Genomic DNA, 18,179 nt, shown 5'->3' on the forward strand with positions numbered 1-18,179 from the left:
TCCTGGATATCGTGCGCTTACTCCATCTTTTTGCCGCCCTGACATTGCTGTTGGGCTCATCCCTTGCCCACGCGGTGACGCTCAACTTCAATGGCGGCGCCGTCAACGGCTGCACTCTGCCGGCGTCCAGCAACCAATATACTTGCGCCAGCCTGATCATGGGCAGCACAGACAACGTCGTCATCGCCAGCGGCTATGGCGTGACGGTCAACAGCGATGTGAGCATCGACTACAACCAGGGCTTGAGCATGAGCGGCACGGCGGCCCTGACCGCCAACAAGAATATCGACATCGGCAACGTCAATCCGCCCAACCTGAAGATCACGGGCGGCAGCCTGACGGCCAAGGGCGGCAATTTCAAGGTGGGGTCGCAGGGCGGCACCGTGCTCGTGGCCGATATCTCGGCGGCGTCCGTCTCCCTGGGCGGCACGCCCGTGAAGGTGACGGGCAATATCACGGCCACGGGCAATATCGACATTTCCTCCGGCTCGACGCTGAATGGCGCCATCAGCGGCGGCTCGATCAGCGGCAACTCCAAGGTCACGATCACGGGCAGCGTGAAGGCCAGCGGCAACGTCAGCATCGGCTCCAGCTCGACCATAACGGGACCCGTCAATGGCAGCAGCATCACCACCAGTTCCAGCGTGTCGATCACGGGCGACGTGACGGCTGTCAATGCGTTCAGCCTCGGTTCGGGCAGCAACCTGAATGGCACCACCAAGGCGCCCGTCGTCAGCATCGAGGCAGCGAACAGCCAGGTGCAGGGCGATATCACGGCCAGTACCTCGCTGACAGTCGGTTCGGGCAGCCAGGTGAAGGGCAACCTGACGTCGCCGACCATCGACCTGAAGGCGTCCGGCCTGCTGGTCACGGGCGACGTGAAAGCGTCCAGCTCCCTGAGCATCGCCTCCGGCAACGGCGTGAAGGGCAACGTCGAGGGCGGCAACGTCACGCTGGACTCGTCCAACGCGTATATCACGGGCAATGCGCTGGTCGACCACATCACCCTGGGCTGGCAGGGCCGGGTGCAGCAAACCATCACTTGCAAGGCGTATACGCCATCGAACCCGTGCAGTTGCGTGACGAACAACAGCGGCTGGGCCTTCAATGAACCGATGGGGCCGAAGTGCGGGCCCGGCACGCTGAGCGGACTGCACCATTTCCAGATCGAGCACCCGCTGACGGCGCTTACTTGCCAGGTGCCCACGGTGAAGGTGACGGCCTGCGCGGATGCCAGCTGCAGCGCGGTCTACAAGAATGGCGTGAGCGTTACCGTCAGCCCGGGCGGCGTGCCGACGCAGATCGATACCAGCGGCGTCAACGCCAATGTCACGGTGCGCCAGACCACGGTGGGCATCGCCACCCTGAGCCTGGTCAGCACGCCCGCCACGACGGGCGCGCTGGTGTGCAAGAGCGGCGGCAACACGAGCAATTGCCAGATCAGCTTTCTTTCCAGCGGCTTCCAGGTAAGCGGCGTTCCGCGCTACGCCGAGGACGTGGCCGTACTGGAAATCAGCGCCTTGCAGACCTCGTCCGGCAACAGCGACGTGTGCGTGCCCATGTTCGCCAGCCAGACCAAGGACTTGAACCTCAGTTGCGGGTACAGCAATCCGGACAAGGGAACATTGCCTGCGCGTATCTTTGACAGTACCAAAAATAGTTATGTTGCCCTGGCGGCCAGCGACCAGAGCAGTTGCAGCGGGTCGAGTACCAAGGTGACGGTGACGTTCGGCGCCGACGGCGTAGCCAAGCCGAACATGCTGTATGCCGATGCGGGAGCGCTGCTCCTGACAGCTTCCTACAAGCCGGACAGCGGCAGCGACAAAGGTTTGGACATGAACGGCAGCGGTACGGTCGTCGTGGCGCCGAAGAAATTTCTGTTCACGAAGCTGGCGCCGACGCAGCGCGCGGGCCTGGCGGCAGCGCCCCTCGTGGCGGGGACGACCATCACGTTATCGGCCGTCAATGCGCTCGATGCCGTGACGAAGAACTTTGGCAACGAAAGCGGTGTCGCTGTGCAAAAAGTCGTGCTCGATCGTAATCTGCAGGCGCCGCTCTACGCAAGCGTAGTCAATCCGCAGGTCAGCGGCGATCTCGATTTCGTGAAGAAAGGGGGCGTCATCGCGGCGCCGCCGCTGGTCTGGCCCGAAGTGGGCAAGATCAATTTCACGGCCGCGCTGCAAAACGGATATCTGGGCAGCAGCTTGACGTCGCCGGGACCGAGCGACACCGTGCTCTTCTACCCGCACCACTTTGTGACGGAACTGGTCATCAAGCAAGTGGACATCGGGGGGGGCGTGAAAATGCCGTTTCCTTTCCCGTGCAGCGCGCCGCTCGTGTGCGCCGGCGACCGTGCCGTGTATTCGCGCCAGCCTTTTGATCTGACCATCCGCGCCCAGACGGCCGCTGGCAATGAGACGAAGAACTTCGACGCCAGGAATGACGGCATCAACACGACGCAGGTATCGCTGGTCCCCTATGACGCTGCCACGGGGAAGAACAGCTATCCGCCCACGGCGCCATCGGGCAGCACGCTGACGGATGGGGCAAAAGCAGCTGCGGCCGTGACGGGCGTGCCTGTCACCAGTTTTACCAATGGCCTTGCCACGCGTACCATCGCCTACAGCTTCCCCGCCGCCTATGCCGTGCCCAAGGAGCCGACAGCACTGGCATCGCCGACGGGGCTGCTGCTGCGCGCGACGTATACCTATCCGGCGGCCGGCAATGTGAGCTCGGCGCCGGCCGATGGCATGGAAGCGCAACTGACCGTGCTCACGGGCCGCCTGATGGTGCCGCATGATTACGGTTCCGAGCGCTATCCCGTACGCCTGGCGGTGCAGGCGCAGTACTGGGATGGCAAGACGTGGGTTACCAGCCTGCTGGACAGCATCAGTGCGTTCGACAACACGCTGGTGGTGTTTGCCAATTGCAAGAAAACCCTGGTGTGCAAGGATTTTGCATTCCCCGTTGGCACCACTATTACTTATACGTTCGACAAGGGTATCTTGCCGCCGAATAGACGCCTGACCCTGGCGGCGCCCGGCGTCGGCAAGAGCGGCAGCGTCGATGTTTCCGTGCCCGGCATTGCATACCTGCCCAGCACCGTGGGCACCATCGTCTTTGGCGTCTTCAAATCAGGTCCCGTGATTTACCTGCGCGAGATGTATTAAGCCTGGACAAAGGGCGGGCGCAGAAAGTGGGGAAAACCAGTAACATGCCTGGCTGTGGCATTCCCCCAACCTCAGACTGGAGTTTTCTATGAGCACAACATCGCAGTGGATCGATATCGCCGGCCCGGACGGCAACTTCCAGGCCTACCTGGCCGTGCCGCACGTGGGCAAGGGCCCCGCCATCATCCTGTTGCAGGAAATTTTTGGCGTCAACGAGCACATCCGCGCCGTGGCCGACCAGTATGCGGCCGATGGCTACGTGGTGCTGGTGCCCGACCTGTTCTGGCGCGCCGGCGCGCACATCGAGCTGGGCTATGACGCGGACGGCTGGAAGCGCGCCGTCGAACTGATGCAGGCTACCGATAACGAACATGCCTTGAGCGATATCAAGGCGACCATCGCCGTCCTGCGCGCGCGTCCGGAAGTGACGGGCAAGCTGGCTTCCGTCGGCTACTGCTTCGGCGGCCGCCTGTCGTTCCAGACGGCCGCGGCCGGCCTGGTCGATGTCGCCATCGCCTATTACGGCGGCGGCATCCAGAACAAGCTGGACCTGGCTGACCGGATCCAGGTGCCGCTGCTCATGCATTTCGGCGGCCAGGACAGCCATATCCCGCCGGAAGCCGTGCAAAAGATCGCCGAGCGCTTCGAAGACCGGCAAGACGTGGAAATCCATATCTACCCGGGCGCCGAGCACGGTTTCAATTGCACCCACCGCGACAGCTACCAGCAGCGCGCCGCTGCCCAGGCACATGGCAATTCCTTGATTTTCCTGGCAGAAAATCTGTAAGACTGCCTCGCCAGGCTGGCCTGTTGCTATTTTCCGCCCAGCAGCAACGCCGCATGGGCGTTAAAATAGCGGCTGTGCCGGGCAACTCCGGCCGGCCGGGCACGGCGCCCGGCAAACCTGGATGAGGAACCGAATTAAAGATGGCCCAAGTAATTGTTTCTGTAACATTGGCGGCAAGCGCCGAACGCGTGTGGGATTTTATCGGCGGCTTCCAGTCGCTGGCTGAATGGTCTAGCTCGATCAAGACCAGCCTGTCCGAGCACGGCGGCCGCGTGCGCCGCCTGAAAACCACGGACGGCGCCATCATCGCCGAACGCCTGCAAAGCTACAGCGAAGCGGACAAGAGCTACAGCTACACCATCGTTTCGGGTCCGATCCCCGTCAAGAACTACCGTTCTACTTTGCGCGTCACAGGCGAACCAGGCGGCGCTTCCTGCGTGGCGCAATGGTCGAGCGAGTTCGACGCGGCCGAAGGCGTGGAAGAAGTCATGACAGGCGCGTTTCAACATTTGTACGAAACCGCGTTCGTGGACCTGAAACGCATCATGGCAATTTGATTTGCCGGGGCTAACGGCAAATACTGGGGGCAGACCCTGAGGGTCTGACCCCGGCCTTTTTTGCTTTGCGGGTTAGTTCACCGCTATCTGCTTACCGTTTTACTTTTCCAAACGCCTCGCCCTTGTTCCATGTAGGCAAATTCTTGTCATTCGCCACTTCATAGCCGAGGTTCAGGGTGAACTGCGCCTGCTGCACCATGCCCGACAGGTCCCATGACGGGTTGTACTCGTCCGTCACCTGGTGGTAATCCTTTTTAAAGGCGACCAGGCGCTCGCTCGATGCTTTCGGGGCCTTGACGAAATCGAACGAGCCGTCGCCGGAGAACACGGCCGAGCCCACGTTGAAGGCGGGTACGCCGGCCTTGGCAAACGCAAAATGGTCGGCCCGGTAAAAGGCGCCGGACAGATCGGGAATGGTGGGCGCCAGGCGTAGGCCCATGCGCTTGGCGACCTTGGCGGCACTCGCGTACAGGCTGCTGCGCTCGGCGCCGGCCACGCCGATGTCGCGCGTCTTGCCGACGAAGTTCATGCTGTCGAGGTTCAGGTCGGCGGCCGTCTTGGCCAGTGGCCACAGGGGCTTGCGCGTATAGGCCGTGCTGCCCAGCATGCCCGTTTCTTCGCCGGCCGGCCACAGGAAGATTTGCGTGCGGCGCGCCGGTTGTTTCACGGCCACTTGCGCCATGGCCAGCAGGGCGGCCGCGCCCGAGGCGTTGTCGATGGCGCCGTTGTAGATATGGTCGCTTTGCCCTGAGCGGGCGCTGCCTTCGTCGTCCTTGCCCAGGTGGTCCCAGTGGGCCGAGTAAATCACGGCTTCGTCCTTGAGTTTCGGGTCCGTGCCCGGCACGATGCCGGCCACGTTGAATTGCTCGATGCTGCGGATCTGGCTGTCCAGTGCCACCTTGACCGTGGCGTTCAGGGCCACGGGGCGGAATGCGCGCGTTTCCGCCTGCGCGCGCAAGGCGTCCAGGTCCTGTCCGCCGGCCTGGAACAGCGTGCGCGCCATGTCTTCCTGCAGCCAGCCTTCCATCGCATTGCCCGCGCCGGCCAGGTTGAAGCGCTCGTGGCCGAAGCCGTTGGCGGGCACCGACCACGGGTACGAGGCCGATGCCGTCGTGTGGATCAGCAGCACGCCGGCGGCGCCCTGGCGCAGCGCTTCCTCGTACTTGTAGACCCAGCGGCCGTACCAGGTCAGCGACTTGCCGGCAAAACGCTTGGGTTCGGCGGCGGTCGGTTGCGGATCGTTGACCATCATGATGACCAGTTTGCCTTTTAAATCAGCACCCTTGAAGTCGTCCCAGCGTTCCTCTGGCGCGCGGATGCCGTAGCCGGCGAACACGACGGGCGCGTCGAACGCCACTTTTTCCTGGCCATTCGCCGCGCCAAAGACGATGTCCTGGCCGAAGGCGGGAGACAAGGTCTTGCCACCCGCGCTGAAGGTCACCTTGCTCGATGGCAAAGCCTTGCTGCCGACGATGGTCAGCGCCTGGCGATACGTGCCATCCGGCAAGGGTTGCAAGCCGGCCACGGCCGCCTGCGTTTCCAGGTAGCGCACGGCCAGGTCGCCGCCGCGCTGGCCCGTGCCGCGTCCTTCGAGCAAATCGTCGGCCAGGAAGGACAGATGGGCGCGCAGGGGCGCTTCGGTAACGAGCGGTTGGGCGAGGGTAGCCGTGCTGAGCAGGCTGGCGGCGAGGACGAAGGGAAAACGCATGGCAACTCCAAAAGTGAATACGGGAAAACAAAGCAGCGGCAATCTTACTCTACCGCAATGCTCTGGCGTAGCGCGCGGCGCGCGCAAGGCGATTGCGGCCACAATGGCTGCTGGTCCACCGACAAGGAGCGTTCCATGACTACCCCTGACTTGCAATCGAGCAATACCCTGCGTACCGCCGACGGCACCCTGATCTACTACAAGGACTGGGGCAGCGGCCCGCCCGTCGTCTTCAGCCACGGCTGGCCATTGTCGTCCGACGCGTGGGAAGACCAGATGTTTTATCTGGCCTCGCGCGGCTACCGCGTCATCGCGCACGACCGGCGCGGCCATGGCCGCTCCAGTCAGCCGTTCGACGGCAACGACATGGATACCTATGCCGACGATCTGGCCGCCTTGCTCGCCGCACTGGATTTGACGGGCGCCACCCTCGTGGGGCACTCGACGGGCGGTGGCGAAGTGGCGCGCTACATCGGCCGCCATGGCACGCAGCGCCTGGCCGGTGCCGTGCTGGTGGGCGCCGTGCCGCCGCTGATGCTGCAAACCGCGGAGAACCCTCTGGGCTTGCCGCTATCCGTTTTTGATGACATCCGCGCCGGTGTGCAAGCCGACCGCAGCCAATTCTTCCACGACTTGAGCGAGGCCTTCTATGGCTACAACCGGCCCGGCGCCACCCCGTCGCAGGGCGTGCGCGACAGTTTCTGGCGGCAAGGCATGCAGGCGGGCATGCCGGCCGCCTACCTGTGCATCAAGCAATTTTCCGAGACGGACTTTACGGCCGACCTGGCCAGGTTCGACGTGCCGACCCTGGTGATCCATGGCGACGACGACCAGATCGTGCCGATCGCCGCCTCGGCGCGGCGCACTGCCGAGCTCATTATCGGCAGCAAGCTGCTCGTGTATGCGGGCGCGCCGCACGGCCTGGCGACGACGCACAAGGACCGGCTGAACGAGGACTTGCTGGAGTTCTTGCGCACCTGAAACGGCGCGGGCGCCATCGTCCCGAGGCGCCCGCCGTTGCTGTTGACGCATGGAACCGGCGCAGGCCGCAGATTGTTGTGTATCGTTTAATGTTGGCAAAATCACGCGCCAATTGCGTGCGGATCGCCGATTTTTCTGGCTTTTTTACGTAGATATGGTGCAAAAAACGGCGTTCTGCGGCATGCGGCCACCCGGTAAGGTCCAGTAAAGAGTAAACTAGCAGATACACTCTTTCGCATTGGGCGATTCGAGCGAACTTGTGAGTGATTTCATGTCTGATACACCAATTTCCTTATTTTCCGACCTTAACCTGAGCGAGCCGCTGATTCGCGCGCTCAAGGATGTCGGTTACGAAACACCGTCGCCTATCCAGGCGGCCACGATTCCATTATTGCTCGCGAACCGCGACGTGCTGGGCCAGGCGCAAACAGGCACGGGTAAAACCGCCGCCTTCGCCTTGCCGATCCTGTCGCGCATCGATCTGAAACAAAGCTCACCCCAAGCCCTGGTCCTGGCACCGACGCGCGAACTGGCCATCCAGGTCGCCGAAGCGTTCCAGGTGTATGCCGCCCACATCCCCGGCTTCCACGTGCTGCCGATCTACGGCGGCCAAAGCTACGGCCCGCAACTGTCGGCCCTGCGCCGCGGCGTGCACGTCGTCGTCGGCACCCCTGGCCGTGTCATCGATCACCTGGACAAGGGTTCGCTCGACCTGTCCAAACTGAAGACCCTGGTGCTGGACGAAGCCGATGAAATGCTGCGCATGGGCTTTATCGACGATGTCGAACGCATCTTGCAAGAAACGCCGGAAGGCCATCAAACGGCCCTGTTCTCGGCCACCATGCCTTCCGTCATCAAGCGCATCGCCACGACCTACCTGGTGAACCCGGCCGAAGTGACGGTTGCCGCCAAGACGGGCACGGCTGATAACATCCGCCAGCGCTACTGGCTGGTGTCGGGCATGCACAAGCTCGACGCACTGACCCGCATCCTGGAAGCGGAAGCGTTTGACGGCATGATCATCTTCGCCCGCACCAAGCTGGGCACGGAAGAGCTGGCCGGCAAGCTGCAAGCCCGTGGCTTCTCCGCTGCCGCCATCAATGGCGACATTCAGCAAGCCCAGCGCGAGCGCACGATCCAGCAGTTGAAAGACGGCAAGATCGACATCCTCGTGGCAACCGACGTGGCCGCCCGCGGCCTGGACGTCGAGCGCATCAGCCACGTCGTCAACTACGACGTGCCGCACGATCCGGAAAGCTATACCCACCGCATCGGCCGCACGGGCCGCGCCGGCCGCAGCGGCGAAGCGATCCTGTTCATCACCCCGCGTGAAAAGAACCTGTTGAAAGCCATCGAACGCTCGACCCGCCAGCCTATCGGCATGCTGGAACTGCCGACGATTCAGGCCGTCAACGACGTGCGTATCGCCAAGTTCAAGGAACAGATCAGCGAAACCCTGGCCCTGGGCGAACTGGAACAGTTCCAGTCGCTGATCGAAGACTTCGAACGCGAACAGAACATTCCCGCCATCGAAATCGCCGCCGCCCTGGCGAAGATGGCGCGTGGCAATGTGCCTCTGCTGCTGGACAAGAACAAGGCGCGCGAGCAAGCCACGTGGCAGGACGACCGTCCCGTGCGCCAAGACCGCTTCGAGCGCAACGACCGTCCGGAACGGGGCGACCGCTTCGACCGTAACGAGCGCAGCGACCGTGGCGAACGCCCGGCCTTCCCGAAAAAGGAACGCATCCAGCGTCCGGCCGACGCCGGCATGCAGACCTTCCGCATCGAAGTCGGTCATCAGCATGGCGTGAAGCCGGGCAATATCGTGGGTGCCATCGCCAACGAAGCGGGCATCGATTCGAAAAACATCGGCCGCATCGAAATCTATGACGATTACAGCGTCCTGGACTTGCCTGACAGCATGCCGAAAGAATTGCTGGACCAACTGAAAACCGTGTGGGTGGCGGGCCAGCAGCTGCGCATCAGCCGCGACGGCGACGCGCCGGACCTGGCACCGCCAGCCGCGCCACGCAAGCCGTTCGCCGCCAAGTCCGCGCCAGCGTTCAAGGATACGCCAGCGGACGCGGGCGAAGTTGCCCCGCGCGCGCCGAAGAAGGAACGTCCACGCCCAGGCGTGACGGCCTACCGCATTGAAGTGGGCCGCGAGCATGCCGTAACGCCAAGCAACATCGTCGGCGCCATCGCCAACGAAGCGAACCTGGAAGCCAAGCATATCGGCCGTATCGATATCTTTGACAACTACAGCGTGCTGGACCTGCCGGAAGGCATGCCGCCGGAAATCCTCGACCACCTGAAATCGGTCGTGGTCTCGGGCCAGAAGCTGCGCATCAGCCTTGACGATGGCACGACGGAGCGCAAGCCTGCGCCACCGCGTCCGAAGTCGCCACCCCGTAAAACGTACAAGTAAGCCATTCCCACGGGCGCTCCGGCGCCTGTGTCGCGGATTGGAGACAGTTCCCCCACTGGCGCATTCGCGCCAGTTTTTATTTTCCCTCAAGAAATGAACATGGTTGCCGCGTTATGGTTGGCAACTGGCGCCGCCATGTGCCGGTAATTGGCATGCCCCTCTGCGCATTTTTATCGGCACAAGCAGCGTATTTATCGACCGGTGCATCGATACATAATTTTTTATTAATTGTTTTGTATGCGCGCAATTTAAATTTTACATTCAATAAAATCAATCAAGTTGAATCAAAGTAAATTCTAAAACATAAATGAATTGGCTTTTATTAAATTATTTGACTGGCGTCACTGTCGCCGAGGCGATATATCATGGGTGCTTGATGTGGTATATTGTTTTTATGTTTTTGTTATGCTAGTTGAAAAAAAATAGAGGAGCGACGATGCGGGTCAATACACCTATCACGCAAAATGAATACGTATTAAATGAAGGCATGACGATTGTTTCCACCACGGATTTACAGGGAAACATCAATTACGCCAATCAGTATTTCATTGAAGTCAGCGGTTTTTCAGAAATGGAATTGCTGGGTGCGCCACAGAATATCTTGCGTCATCCCGATATGCCGGCCGAAGCGTTTGCCGACCTGTGGGACACCATCAAGACGGGCATGCCATGGACCGGCATGGTCAAGAACCGCTGCAAGAATGGCGATTTCTACTGGGTCTTCGCCAATATCACGCCCGTCATCGAAAACGGCCGCCCGATCGGCTATATGTCCGTGCGCACCAAGCCCACGCGCGAGCAGATCAACGAAGCGGCAGCCCTGTATAAAAGTTTCAAGGACGGCAATAGTGCCAACCTGGCTATCCGCAATGGCCGCGTCGTGCGCCAGGGCTGGGCCGCCAAGCTGGCCGAGTGGCGCAAGCTGAGCCTGTCGCAAGACCTGGCCCTGCATTGCATCGTGTTTGGCGTGGTGCTGGCCATCCTCGGCTGCGCCGTGTGGAATATCGACGGCGACACGAGCACGGCCACGCGCAGCTGGCTCAGCGGTGCTGCCGCCGCGGCCGTGGCGCTGATGCTGTATTTCTGGGCCCATCTGCACAATTCCCTCGTTGCACCGCTGGGCGACGCCATCACCGTGGCGCGCAAGATGGCGGGCGGCGACTTGACGGGCGTCATCGACAAGGTGCGCGACGACGACATGGGGCAATTGATGGCGGCCTTGCGCCAGACCAACATCAACCTGCACAGCATCATCGGCGACGTGCGCGCGAACTTCGAGGATATCCGCATCACCACGGCGGAGATCGCCACGGGCAATATGGACCTGTCCAGCCGCACGGAATCGCAGGCGTCCAGCCTCGAGCAGACGGCGGCCAGTATGGAAGAGCTGACTTCCACGGTGCAAAACAGCGCCGACCACGTGGCCACGGCCAATGACCTGGCGGCGCAGGCGTCGACCGTCGCGGCCAAGGGCGGCGCCATCGTCAGCGAAGTGGTCACCACGATGGACGAGATCAGCACGTCGTCGCGCAAGATTCTCGACATCATCGGCCTCATCGACGGCATCGCCTTCCAGACGAATATCCTCGCCTTGAACGCAGCCGTGGAAGCGGCGCGCGCGGGCGAGCATGGCCGCGGCTTCGCCGTCGTGGCCGGTGAAGTGCGCAGCCTGGCGCAGCGCTCGGCAACGGCAGCAAAAGAGGTGAAAAACCTGATCGACCATTCGATCGCCACCGTGAACGCGGGCAGCGTGCTGACCAGCAATGCGGGCGCCACCATGACGGAAGTGATCGCCTCGGTGGCCCGCGTGACGGAAGTGATGGACGAGATTTCCTCCACCACGCGCGAGCAGAACCAGGGCATCGGGCAAGTCAACCAGGCCGTCATCCACATGGATGGCATCACGCAGCAGAATGCGGCGCTGGTGGAGCAGGCGGCGGCCGCCGCCACCAACCTGGCGCAGCGCACCGACAGCGTGGCCCAGTCGATCGGCATCTTCAAATTGAAGACGTCGCCCAAGCGCAAGGCGGCTGGCGTGGGGCGCAGTCCCAGCGTGGCGGCCGGCGTGGCGTCGCGGGCCTTGCTGAAAGCAAGATAATTACCCCAACGGCGAAAGACCGGGGTCGTACGGGGACGCCGAGTCCTCAGGGTACGACCCCAGTTTGTTTTTTGGGTAGTTTTACTTCTTCACCCGGTACACCTCGCCGCTGCGCACCTTCCGCACCACCCCATCCCCGCCAAATAGAATCACATATTCTCCCTGCGCGCCCGAGGCGGCCGGGTAGGTGTACATCCACACTTCATTGCCGCTGTCGAAACGGATGGATGTGCTGTCTCCCAGCGCGGCGCGCACCTGTTCGCGCGTGCTGCTGCCCGGCTGTACCGTTTGCTCCAGCGTTGCGTAAGGCACATTCTTGCTTGCCTGCAAGGCGCGCGTGCCGGAGCAGGCGGCCAGCAGCGCCAGCGCGAAGACACTGAGCCACTTCATGGCGCCACCTCGTCCATATAAGTAAATTCCAGCAGGGTATCGTCGGGCCAGCTGGCATCCCACAGGGGCGCGTAGTACGTGCGGTCAAGCAAGACCTGGCAATCGCAATAGGGCAGCGAGGCGGGCGTTTGCTCGCCGCCCGCATACAGCATGGTGAACGGCAGGGCCAGGCGGCGCTCGCCATGCACGAGGGTGACGCCGAACAGGGGACGGTCCGTGAAGAACAGATAATTGCCGTCCGGCTCGGAACACACCTTGTCCGTGCTGTAGAGCATGCTGGACAGCCAGGCAATGATTTGCGGGTCGTTCGAGATCAGGCCGGAATCCATGCCGGCGCGGCATTCCAGGCGCAAGTCGCCCAGGCGCCGCGTGCCGGGCGGCAAGCCGGGCGTGATGACTTGCGCGCGCCAGCTCATGGTGGTGGCCTTGCGGTTGGCGATCAGCACGGCGTCTTCGCGCGCCGCCTGCGCATGGCGCACGGGGGCAAAGCTGTTGTCTTCGGCCAAGGGCAAGGGGATGCTGACCGTGTCGCCAGCGATGCGCAGCTGCACGCCCGTCATGTCCACGCCGGGCTGGCGCGGCAGCAAGCGAAAGCGCAGCACGGCCTGCGGCGCCAGCGCATGGTCGCGCTCGAAGCGGTCCACGCCCTGCAGCATCTTGCGATACGATTTGTCGACAGGGTCGCGCGTGGCATCGACTTTGACTTGCGGCACGGGCGCGGTTTGCGCCAGGGCAACAGGGCCAGTGAGCAGGCAGGCAAGCAGCAGGGAAAGAGGCATACGCATGGCCCGATGCTACGCCTTTTTGCGCGGCAGCCACGCACGGATGACGGATCAGTATTCGCTGTATTTGCGCGCATCGCCACGCACCTGCTGCGCCGGGTATTTCTGCGCGTTGAGTTCCATCTTTTCCAGCACGGCCCCATGCAGGTCGACGCCGCTCTTGTCGGCCAGGCGCACCAGATACATCAGCACGTCGGCCAGTTCGTGGCGGATGCCCGTGCGCTTCGCTTCGTCCAGTTCCGCGTCCGCCCCCGTGGGCAGCCACTGGTAGTGTTCCACCAGTTCCGCCACTTCCACGGACAGGGCCATGGCCAGGTTTTTCGGCGTGTGGAATTGCTCCCAGTCGCGTTCGTCGGCAAAGGCGCGCAGGCGCGCGCGAATGTCGAGCAGGCTGTCGGTGGGCGCGCTCATGCCGCCGCCTGCAGCGTTTTTTCCATGAAGACACTGAACGGATCGTCGGGATAGTCGCCGTACGGCCCGCGCCGCTGGTAGCCGTGGCGCGCGTACAGGGCGATGGCTTCTGGCTGGTGGATGCCCGTCTCCAGGGTCAGCAAGCGGCAGCCGCGCGCCAGCGCCTGTTCTTCCAGCAGGGCCAGCAGGCGCTTGGCCAGGCCCAGGCCGCGGCTGTCCGGGTGTACGTACATGCGCTTGACCTCGCCGAAAGCGGGCGTGACGACGATGGCGCCGCAGGCGCGCGCCGCACCGGCCGCATCGCGGGCGACGGCAAACAGCAGGGTCTCCGGCGGCAACGATGCCAGGTCCAGCGAGTAGACGCACTCGGCCGGGTACAGGGTCTGTTGATAGGCATCAAGCTCGGCGATCAGGGTTTGCACATCGGCTTGCTGCGGCGATTCCAGGCGGATAGTCATGAGGGAGGTCGAATGAATGGGACTTCCCCCATGGTATCACTGCGGCTGCGCCAGGCGCATGGTCAGGCCGATGGGCGACATCACAAAACCCATCAGTTCCTGCGCCTCGCCGCCATCGGGCGTATCGACGCCGGCGATGTCGAAGCTGCCCAGCAGCATGGCCATGGCGATCTTGATTTCCAGCAAGGCCAGATAGCGGCCCGGGCACGTGCGCAAGCCGGCGCCGAAGGGCATCGAGGCGCGCTTGTTGTTCGCCTCGCCGCTTTCGGCCAGCCAGCGTTCGGGCTGGAAGGTCCCGGCATCGGGAAAGTGCGCATCGGATACCGTGTCGTTGCGCATCACGCACCACACGAGGGTGCCGGCCGGCACGGCGATGTCGGCGATGACCGTGTCGCGCAGCGCCTCGACGGGCAGGAACGGTGCCACCGGTTTCAAGCGCATGGCTTCGCTGGCGCAGGCGCCCAGGTAGTCGAGGCTATCCATCTGCTCGATCGTGAAGTGCGCCACGTCGGGCGCCAGGTGCCGCACTTCCTCGCGCGCCCGGGCCAGGGTGTGCGGATTGCGTTGCAGCATGTAGATGATCCAGGAAATCGTGTTGGCCGTCGTGTCTTCACCGGCCAGCAGCATGGTCAGCACATTGCCGGCCACGTTGCGGTCCGTCACGCCGCTGCCTTCCAGGTCGGCGGCGGCGATCATGGCTTCGAGCAGGTTGGGCGGGTGTTCGCGGCGCGCCGGGTCGTGCGCCAGGCGCGTGCGCGCCTGCTGTACCAGGTCGGCCACGGCGGCGGAAAGGGCCGCCACGTCGCGGTCCAGCCGGCGGTCGACGGGCAGCTTGAACCAGCGCCAGTACGGGAACATGGACAGGCTGCGCCGCGCCACGGCGGGCAGGATGTCGTCCATGTGGCGCTGGATCACGTCTTCGCCCGCTTCCAGCGTGTTGACTTCCGTGCCGAAGGCCAGGCCGGCGATGATGTCGACCGTGTAGCGTTTCAGGTCGCCGTCCAGGTCGATCGCCTGGCCTTGCGTGGCGGCAAGATGCCAGCGCCGCTGCAAGCGCTGCGCCACCGTCACCAGCGCGGGGAAATAGGCCTTGATGGCGCCGGGCGCCATGCCGGCCATGACCATGCGGCGCTGGTTGCGCCACTCCGTGCCCTCGGCCAGAAACAGGCCGGGGATGCCGCCCATTTCCTCGGACACGATGGAGCTGCTCAGGGGGCGGCGAAAACCGTCGGGCCGGTCGCGCAGCACGGCGCCGACGGCCTCGCTGTCGGCCACCACCAGCACCAGGGTGCGGCCGAACCAGGCGCGCATGTAGGGGCCGTAGCGCCGCACCCACGCTTCCACGTCGCGGTGGATGCGCGTGAGCTTGAGTTGCAGGCTGTTGCCGACGATGGGCAGGGCGAAGGGCCCCGGCAAGCGGCGGATCTGGCGCAGCGGCCGGGCAATGTCGGGTGCGGCGGCGTGGTCGAGTGGCGGCATGGCAAGCTCCTGTTTCAGTGGGAACGATGGCATGACTGTAGCGCGCTTGCGCGCCCGCGTCTTGAACGAATACGACATCGTGTGCGGCCAGAAATTGCCGGTACAATCGTCGCCATGCCTGCCGCCCCTACGCCCCTGACCCGTTTGATCGCGCCGCGCACGGCGCTCGCTTCCTGCGTGCGCGCCTTCCTCGTGCGCGACACCACGGGCTGCGCGCCCCTGCCGCCGGCGCAGCGCCTGAACCGCTTTCCCGCCGCACCCATGTGCAGCATCATCTGGACCGTCGCCGGCGACGTGGAAGCGGCCGCGCCGGGCCTGTCGCTGCGGGACGTGCGCATGCCGCCCGCGCTGTTCGGCGGCCCCCGATCGTATCCGCTGGTCAGCTACAACCCGGGTCCCGTGCGTTCGTTTGTCGTGATGTTTTATCCGGCCGCCCTGCATGCGTTGACGGGCGTGTCGATGGATGCCCTGCTGGACCAGTTTCGCCCGCTCGACGCGCTGTTCGATGCCGACTGGCAGGCCCTGTCCGACGCCGTGCTGGCGGCGCCGGACGACGAGGCCCGCGTCAGGCTGGTGGAAGATTTTCTCGCGCCGCGCTGGCAGCTGGCGCGCAAGAGCGGAGACCATCCGGCCGGCGCCGTGCAGGACTGGGTGCGCCGCCTTGGCGTGCAGGCGGCATCGACGGGCCTGGCCAGCAGCGCGCGCAATGTCGAGCGCCGCATCAAGGCCTGGGCCGGCCAGCCCATGCGCACCTTGCGCCGCATGCGCCGCGCGGAACAGCTGTTTCTCGACGAACGCGGCGCCATCCTGCAAGGTACGGCGTCCTGGTCCGACGTCGCCGCCAGCGGCGGTTACGCGGACCAGGCCCATTTCTGCCGCGAGACGCGCGAAATCACTGGCTTGAGTCCCACCGAGCTGGTGCGGGCCATGCGCGACGATGAAAGCTACTGGATTTACAGAATCTGGAATTGAGGGCGTAGGTCGGATTAGCGAGGCCTGGTCTCGCGTAATCCGACAACATTGTTGCAAGACGCTGGTGTCGGATTACGCGGCTGCCCCGCTAATCCGACCTACCGCTCGCTGTACACTTTTCCCTTGGATAGGGTCACTTCATGGTGCCCCGCGCCGGGTGCCATCATGGGGAAGCAGTTTTCCGCGCCATGCACGCGCACGTCGAGGAAGTAGGGGCCGCTGGATTCCAGGCAGGCCGCCAGCGCCGCGTCGAGCTCCTCGCGCCGGCTCACCGTCTGTGCCTGCCAGCCGAACGCGCGTGCCAGGGCGACGAAATCGGGCAGCGCTTCCGTGTAGCTGTGGCTGTAGCGCTCGCCGTGGTGCAGTTCCTGCCACTGGCGCACCATGCCCATGTAGCCATTGTTGGACAACACCACTTTCACGGGCAGGCGGTGCTGCACGGCCGTGGCCAGTTCCTGGATATTCATCAGAATCGACGCATCGCCGCTGACGCACACCACGCGCTTGCCGGGATGGGCGATCTGCGCGCCGATGGCCGCTGGCAATCCATAACCCATGGTGCCGGCGCCGCCCGAGGTGAGCCAGCGGCGCGGCTGCTCGAAGCGCAGGTGTTGTGCCGCCCACATCTGGTGCTGGCCCACGTCGGTGGCGACGATGGCGTCGCTGCCATCCATGCTGTCCAGCGCGGCCTGCAGCCGGCGCATCAGCGCCTGCGGCGCGATCACTTCCGGCGTGTCGTCGAACGCCAACGAGTCTTGCGCGCGCCAGCCTTCGATCCGTTGCCACCACGGCTGGCGGTCCGCCAGCAGGCGGCCGCGCAGCTGCGCCAGCAATGCAGCGAGCACGGGTGCGCAATCGCCGCGCAGGGCCACGTCGGCGCGCACCACCTTGCCGATCGACGCCGGGTCGATATCGACGTGGATGATTTTCGCGCCGGGGCAGAAGGCGTCGAGCCGCCCCGTGACCCGGTCGTCGAAGCGGGCGCCGACGCAGACGATCAAATCCGCATGGTGCATGGCCAGGTTGGCTTCCAGGGTGCCGTGCATGCCCAGCATGCCGAGGAAGGCTGGGTGCGAGGCGGGAAAGGCGCCCAGGCCCAGCAGGGTCAAGGTGCACGGCGCAGCCGCCAGTTTCACCAGCTGGCCGAACGCGGCGCAGGCATCCAGGCCGGAATTGATAAGCCCGCCGCCGCCATAGAATACGGGCTGGCGCGCACCGGCGATCAGGCCGGCGGCTTGCTCGATATCGGCCGCGCCGGGCAGAGGGGCAGGGACGGCGGCGACGGACGGCAGCGGCGTGCCGGCCGCGACCCGCGCCAACTGCATATCCTTGGGAAAATCGATCAACACGGGACCGGGCCGGCCCTGCGTGGCCTGCGAGTACGCCTCCTGCACCACGCCAGCCGTCTCGTCGGCCGCGCGGATTTGCCGGTTCCACTTGGTGACGGGGCGTGAAATACCCAGCGCGTCGCATTCCTGGAAGGCGTTCGTGCCGATGCTGGTGGTGGCCACCTGGCCGCTGATGCAGATGACGGGAACCGAATCGCACAGGGCGTCGAGCAAGCCCGTGGTGGTGTTGCTCATGCCGGGGCCGGACGTGACGAAGACGACGCCGGGCCGGCCCGTGCTGCGCGCATAACCTTCGGCCGCATGCACGGCTGCCTGTTCGTGGCGCACCAGCACGTGGCGCAAGCGCGGCTGCGCGTGCAGCGCATCGTACAGGGGCAGCACGGCGCCGCCCGGGTAGCCGAAGACAGTGTCGACGCCCAGGGCCAGCAGGGTGTCGATCAGGACGCTGGCGCCGTTGCGCGGCGCAGTATCGGTGGCGGGAGCGAGGAGGGGATCGGGATCGGGTTTCATGTGTCTATTTTCTGCTCGCCCCGACAGAAAAGGCTGCTGGTTTTCTCGTATAAAATGCAATCTTCAGCAAAATTTGCTGTGAAATGAGGAGATGACAGA

General features: G+C 64.0%; 14 protein-coding genes. 7 read left to right on the forward strand and 7 right to left on the reverse strand.

Annotated features, from left to right (window positions below; all coding sequences use genetic code 11):
- The first annotated feature begins 50 nt into the window (after positions 1 to 50).
- From CSQ91_RS25075 to CSQ91_RS25085, 3 genes are all read left to right on the forward strand, one after another.
- A complete protein-coding gene (locus CSQ91_RS25075; RefSeq protein WP_143451095.1) occupies positions 51 to 3,170 on the forward strand; it encodes a polymer-forming cytoskeletal protein in 3,120 nt (1,039 codons plus the stop codon).
- Positions 3,171 to 3,258: 88 nt separating this feature from the next.
- Positions 3,259 to 3,957 carry a dienelactone hydrolase family protein gene (locus tag CSQ91_RS25080; protein ID WP_099389925.1) on the forward strand — a complete coding sequence of 233 codons (699 nt, stop codon included), beginning with the start codon at positions 3,259 to 3,261 and terminating at the stop codon, positions 3,955 to 3,957.
- A 140-nt stretch (positions 3,958 to 4,097) separates the two neighbouring features.
- The gene (locus CSQ91_RS25085) at positions 4,098 to 4,514 is read left to right on the forward strand and encodes an SRPBCC family protein (protein WP_092608892.1); all 417 of its coding nucleotides are present in this window, start codon (positions 4,098 to 4,100) and stop codon (positions 4,512 to 4,514) included.
- Positions 4,515 to 4,605: 91 nt separating this feature from the next.
- Here CSQ91_RS25085 and CSQ91_RS25090 read toward each other — a convergent pair whose 3' ends face one another.
- Positions 4,606 to 6,222 (reverse strand): M28 family peptidase, encoded by a 1,617-nt coding sequence (locus tag CSQ91_RS25090; protein WP_099389926.1) that lies wholly within the window; start codon positions 6,220 to 6,222, stop codon positions 4,606 to 4,608.
- A gap of 135 nt (positions 6,223 to 6,357) precedes the next feature.
- On the opposite strand from CSQ91_RS25090, the gene CSQ91_RS25095 reads away from it, so the two are divergent.
- The 3 genes from CSQ91_RS25095 to CSQ91_RS25105 all read left to right on the forward strand — a co-directional run bounded on the left by CSQ91_RS25095 (position 6,358) and on the right by CSQ91_RS25105 (position 11,729).
- The gene (locus tag CSQ91_RS25095) at positions 6,358 to 7,203 is read left to right on the forward strand and encodes an alpha/beta fold hydrolase (RefSeq protein WP_099389980.1); all 846 of its coding nucleotides are present in this window, start codon (positions 6,358 to 6,360) and stop codon (positions 7,201 to 7,203) included.
- Positions 7,204 to 7,474: 271 nt separating this feature from the next.
- Positions 7,475 to 9,631 carry a DEAD/DEAH box helicase gene (locus CSQ91_RS25100; protein WP_099389981.1) on the forward strand — a complete coding sequence of 719 codons (2,157 nt, stop codon included), beginning with the start codon at positions 7,475 to 7,477 and terminating at the stop codon, positions 9,629 to 9,631.
- 436 nt (positions 9,632 to 10,067) lie between these two features.
- A complete protein-coding gene (locus tag CSQ91_RS25105; RefSeq protein WP_099389927.1) occupies positions 10,068 to 11,729 on the forward strand; it encodes a methyl-accepting chemotaxis protein in 1,662 nt (553 codons plus the stop codon).
- Positions 11,730 to 11,810: 81 nt separating this feature from the next.
- On the opposite strand, the gene bamE is transcribed toward CSQ91_RS25105, so the two are convergent.
- The 5 genes from bamE to CSQ91_RS25130 are packed head-to-tail and all read right to left on the reverse strand — an operon-like array spanning position 11,811 to position 15,249.
- Positions 11,811 to 12,119, reverse strand: a complete 309-nt coding sequence (gene bamE, locus CSQ91_RS25110) for an outer membrane protein assembly factor BamE domain-containing protein (RefSeq protein ID WP_099389928.1) — start codon at positions 12,117 to 12,119, stop codon at positions 11,811 to 11,813.
- The gene (locus CSQ91_RS25115; RefSeq protein WP_070282912.1) at positions 12,116 to 12,904 is read right to left on the reverse strand and encodes a hypothetical protein; all 789 of its coding nucleotides are present in this window, start codon (positions 12,902 to 12,904) and stop codon (positions 12,116 to 12,118) included. Before CSQ91_RS25115 ends, bamE begins: the two co-directional genes overlap by 4 nt.
- 48 nt (positions 12,905 to 12,952) lie before the next feature.
- Entirely contained in the window at positions 12,953 to 13,312 is a 360-nt protein-coding gene (locus CSQ91_RS25120; protein ID WP_070259888.1) for a nucleotide pyrophosphohydrolase, read from the reverse strand.
- Positions 13,309 to 13,770: a GNAT family N-acetyltransferase gene (locus CSQ91_RS25125; RefSeq protein WP_099389929.1), complete on the reverse strand. Its 462-nt coding sequence runs from the start codon at positions 13,768 to 13,770 to the stop codon at positions 13,309 to 13,311. Before CSQ91_RS25125 ends, CSQ91_RS25120 begins: the two co-directional genes overlap by 4 nt.
- A gap of 36 nt (positions 13,771 to 13,806) precedes the next feature.
- Positions 13,807 to 15,249, reverse strand: coding sequence for a cytochrome P450 (locus CSQ91_RS25130; protein WP_257217472.1), 1,443 nt, complete (start codon positions 15,247 to 15,249; stop codon positions 13,807 to 13,809).
- Positions 15,250 to 15,363: 114 nt separating this feature from the next.
- Between CSQ91_RS25130 and CSQ91_RS25135 the strand changes: the two genes are divergently transcribed.
- Positions 15,364 to 16,221: a helix-turn-helix domain-containing protein gene (locus CSQ91_RS25135; RefSeq protein WP_225317173.1), complete on the forward strand. Its 858-nt coding sequence runs from the start codon at positions 15,364 to 15,366 to the stop codon at positions 16,219 to 16,221.
- A gap of 98 nt (positions 16,222 to 16,319) precedes the next feature.
- On the opposite strand, the gene ilvB is transcribed toward CSQ91_RS25135, so the two are convergent.
- Positions 16,320 to 18,080 carry a biosynthetic-type acetolactate synthase large subunit gene (ilvB, locus tag CSQ91_RS25140; RefSeq protein ID WP_099389931.1) on the reverse strand — a complete coding sequence of 587 codons (1,761 nt, stop codon included), beginning with the start codon at positions 18,078 to 18,080 and terminating at the stop codon, positions 16,320 to 16,322.
- Positions 18,081 to 18,179 lie beyond the last annotated feature (99 nt).

It is taken from the genome of Janthinobacterium sp. BJB301 (genome assembly GCF_002735685.1).
GTDB lineage: Bacteria > Pseudomonadota > Gammaproteobacteria > Burkholderiales > Burkholderiaceae_D > Janthinobacterium > Janthinobacterium lividum.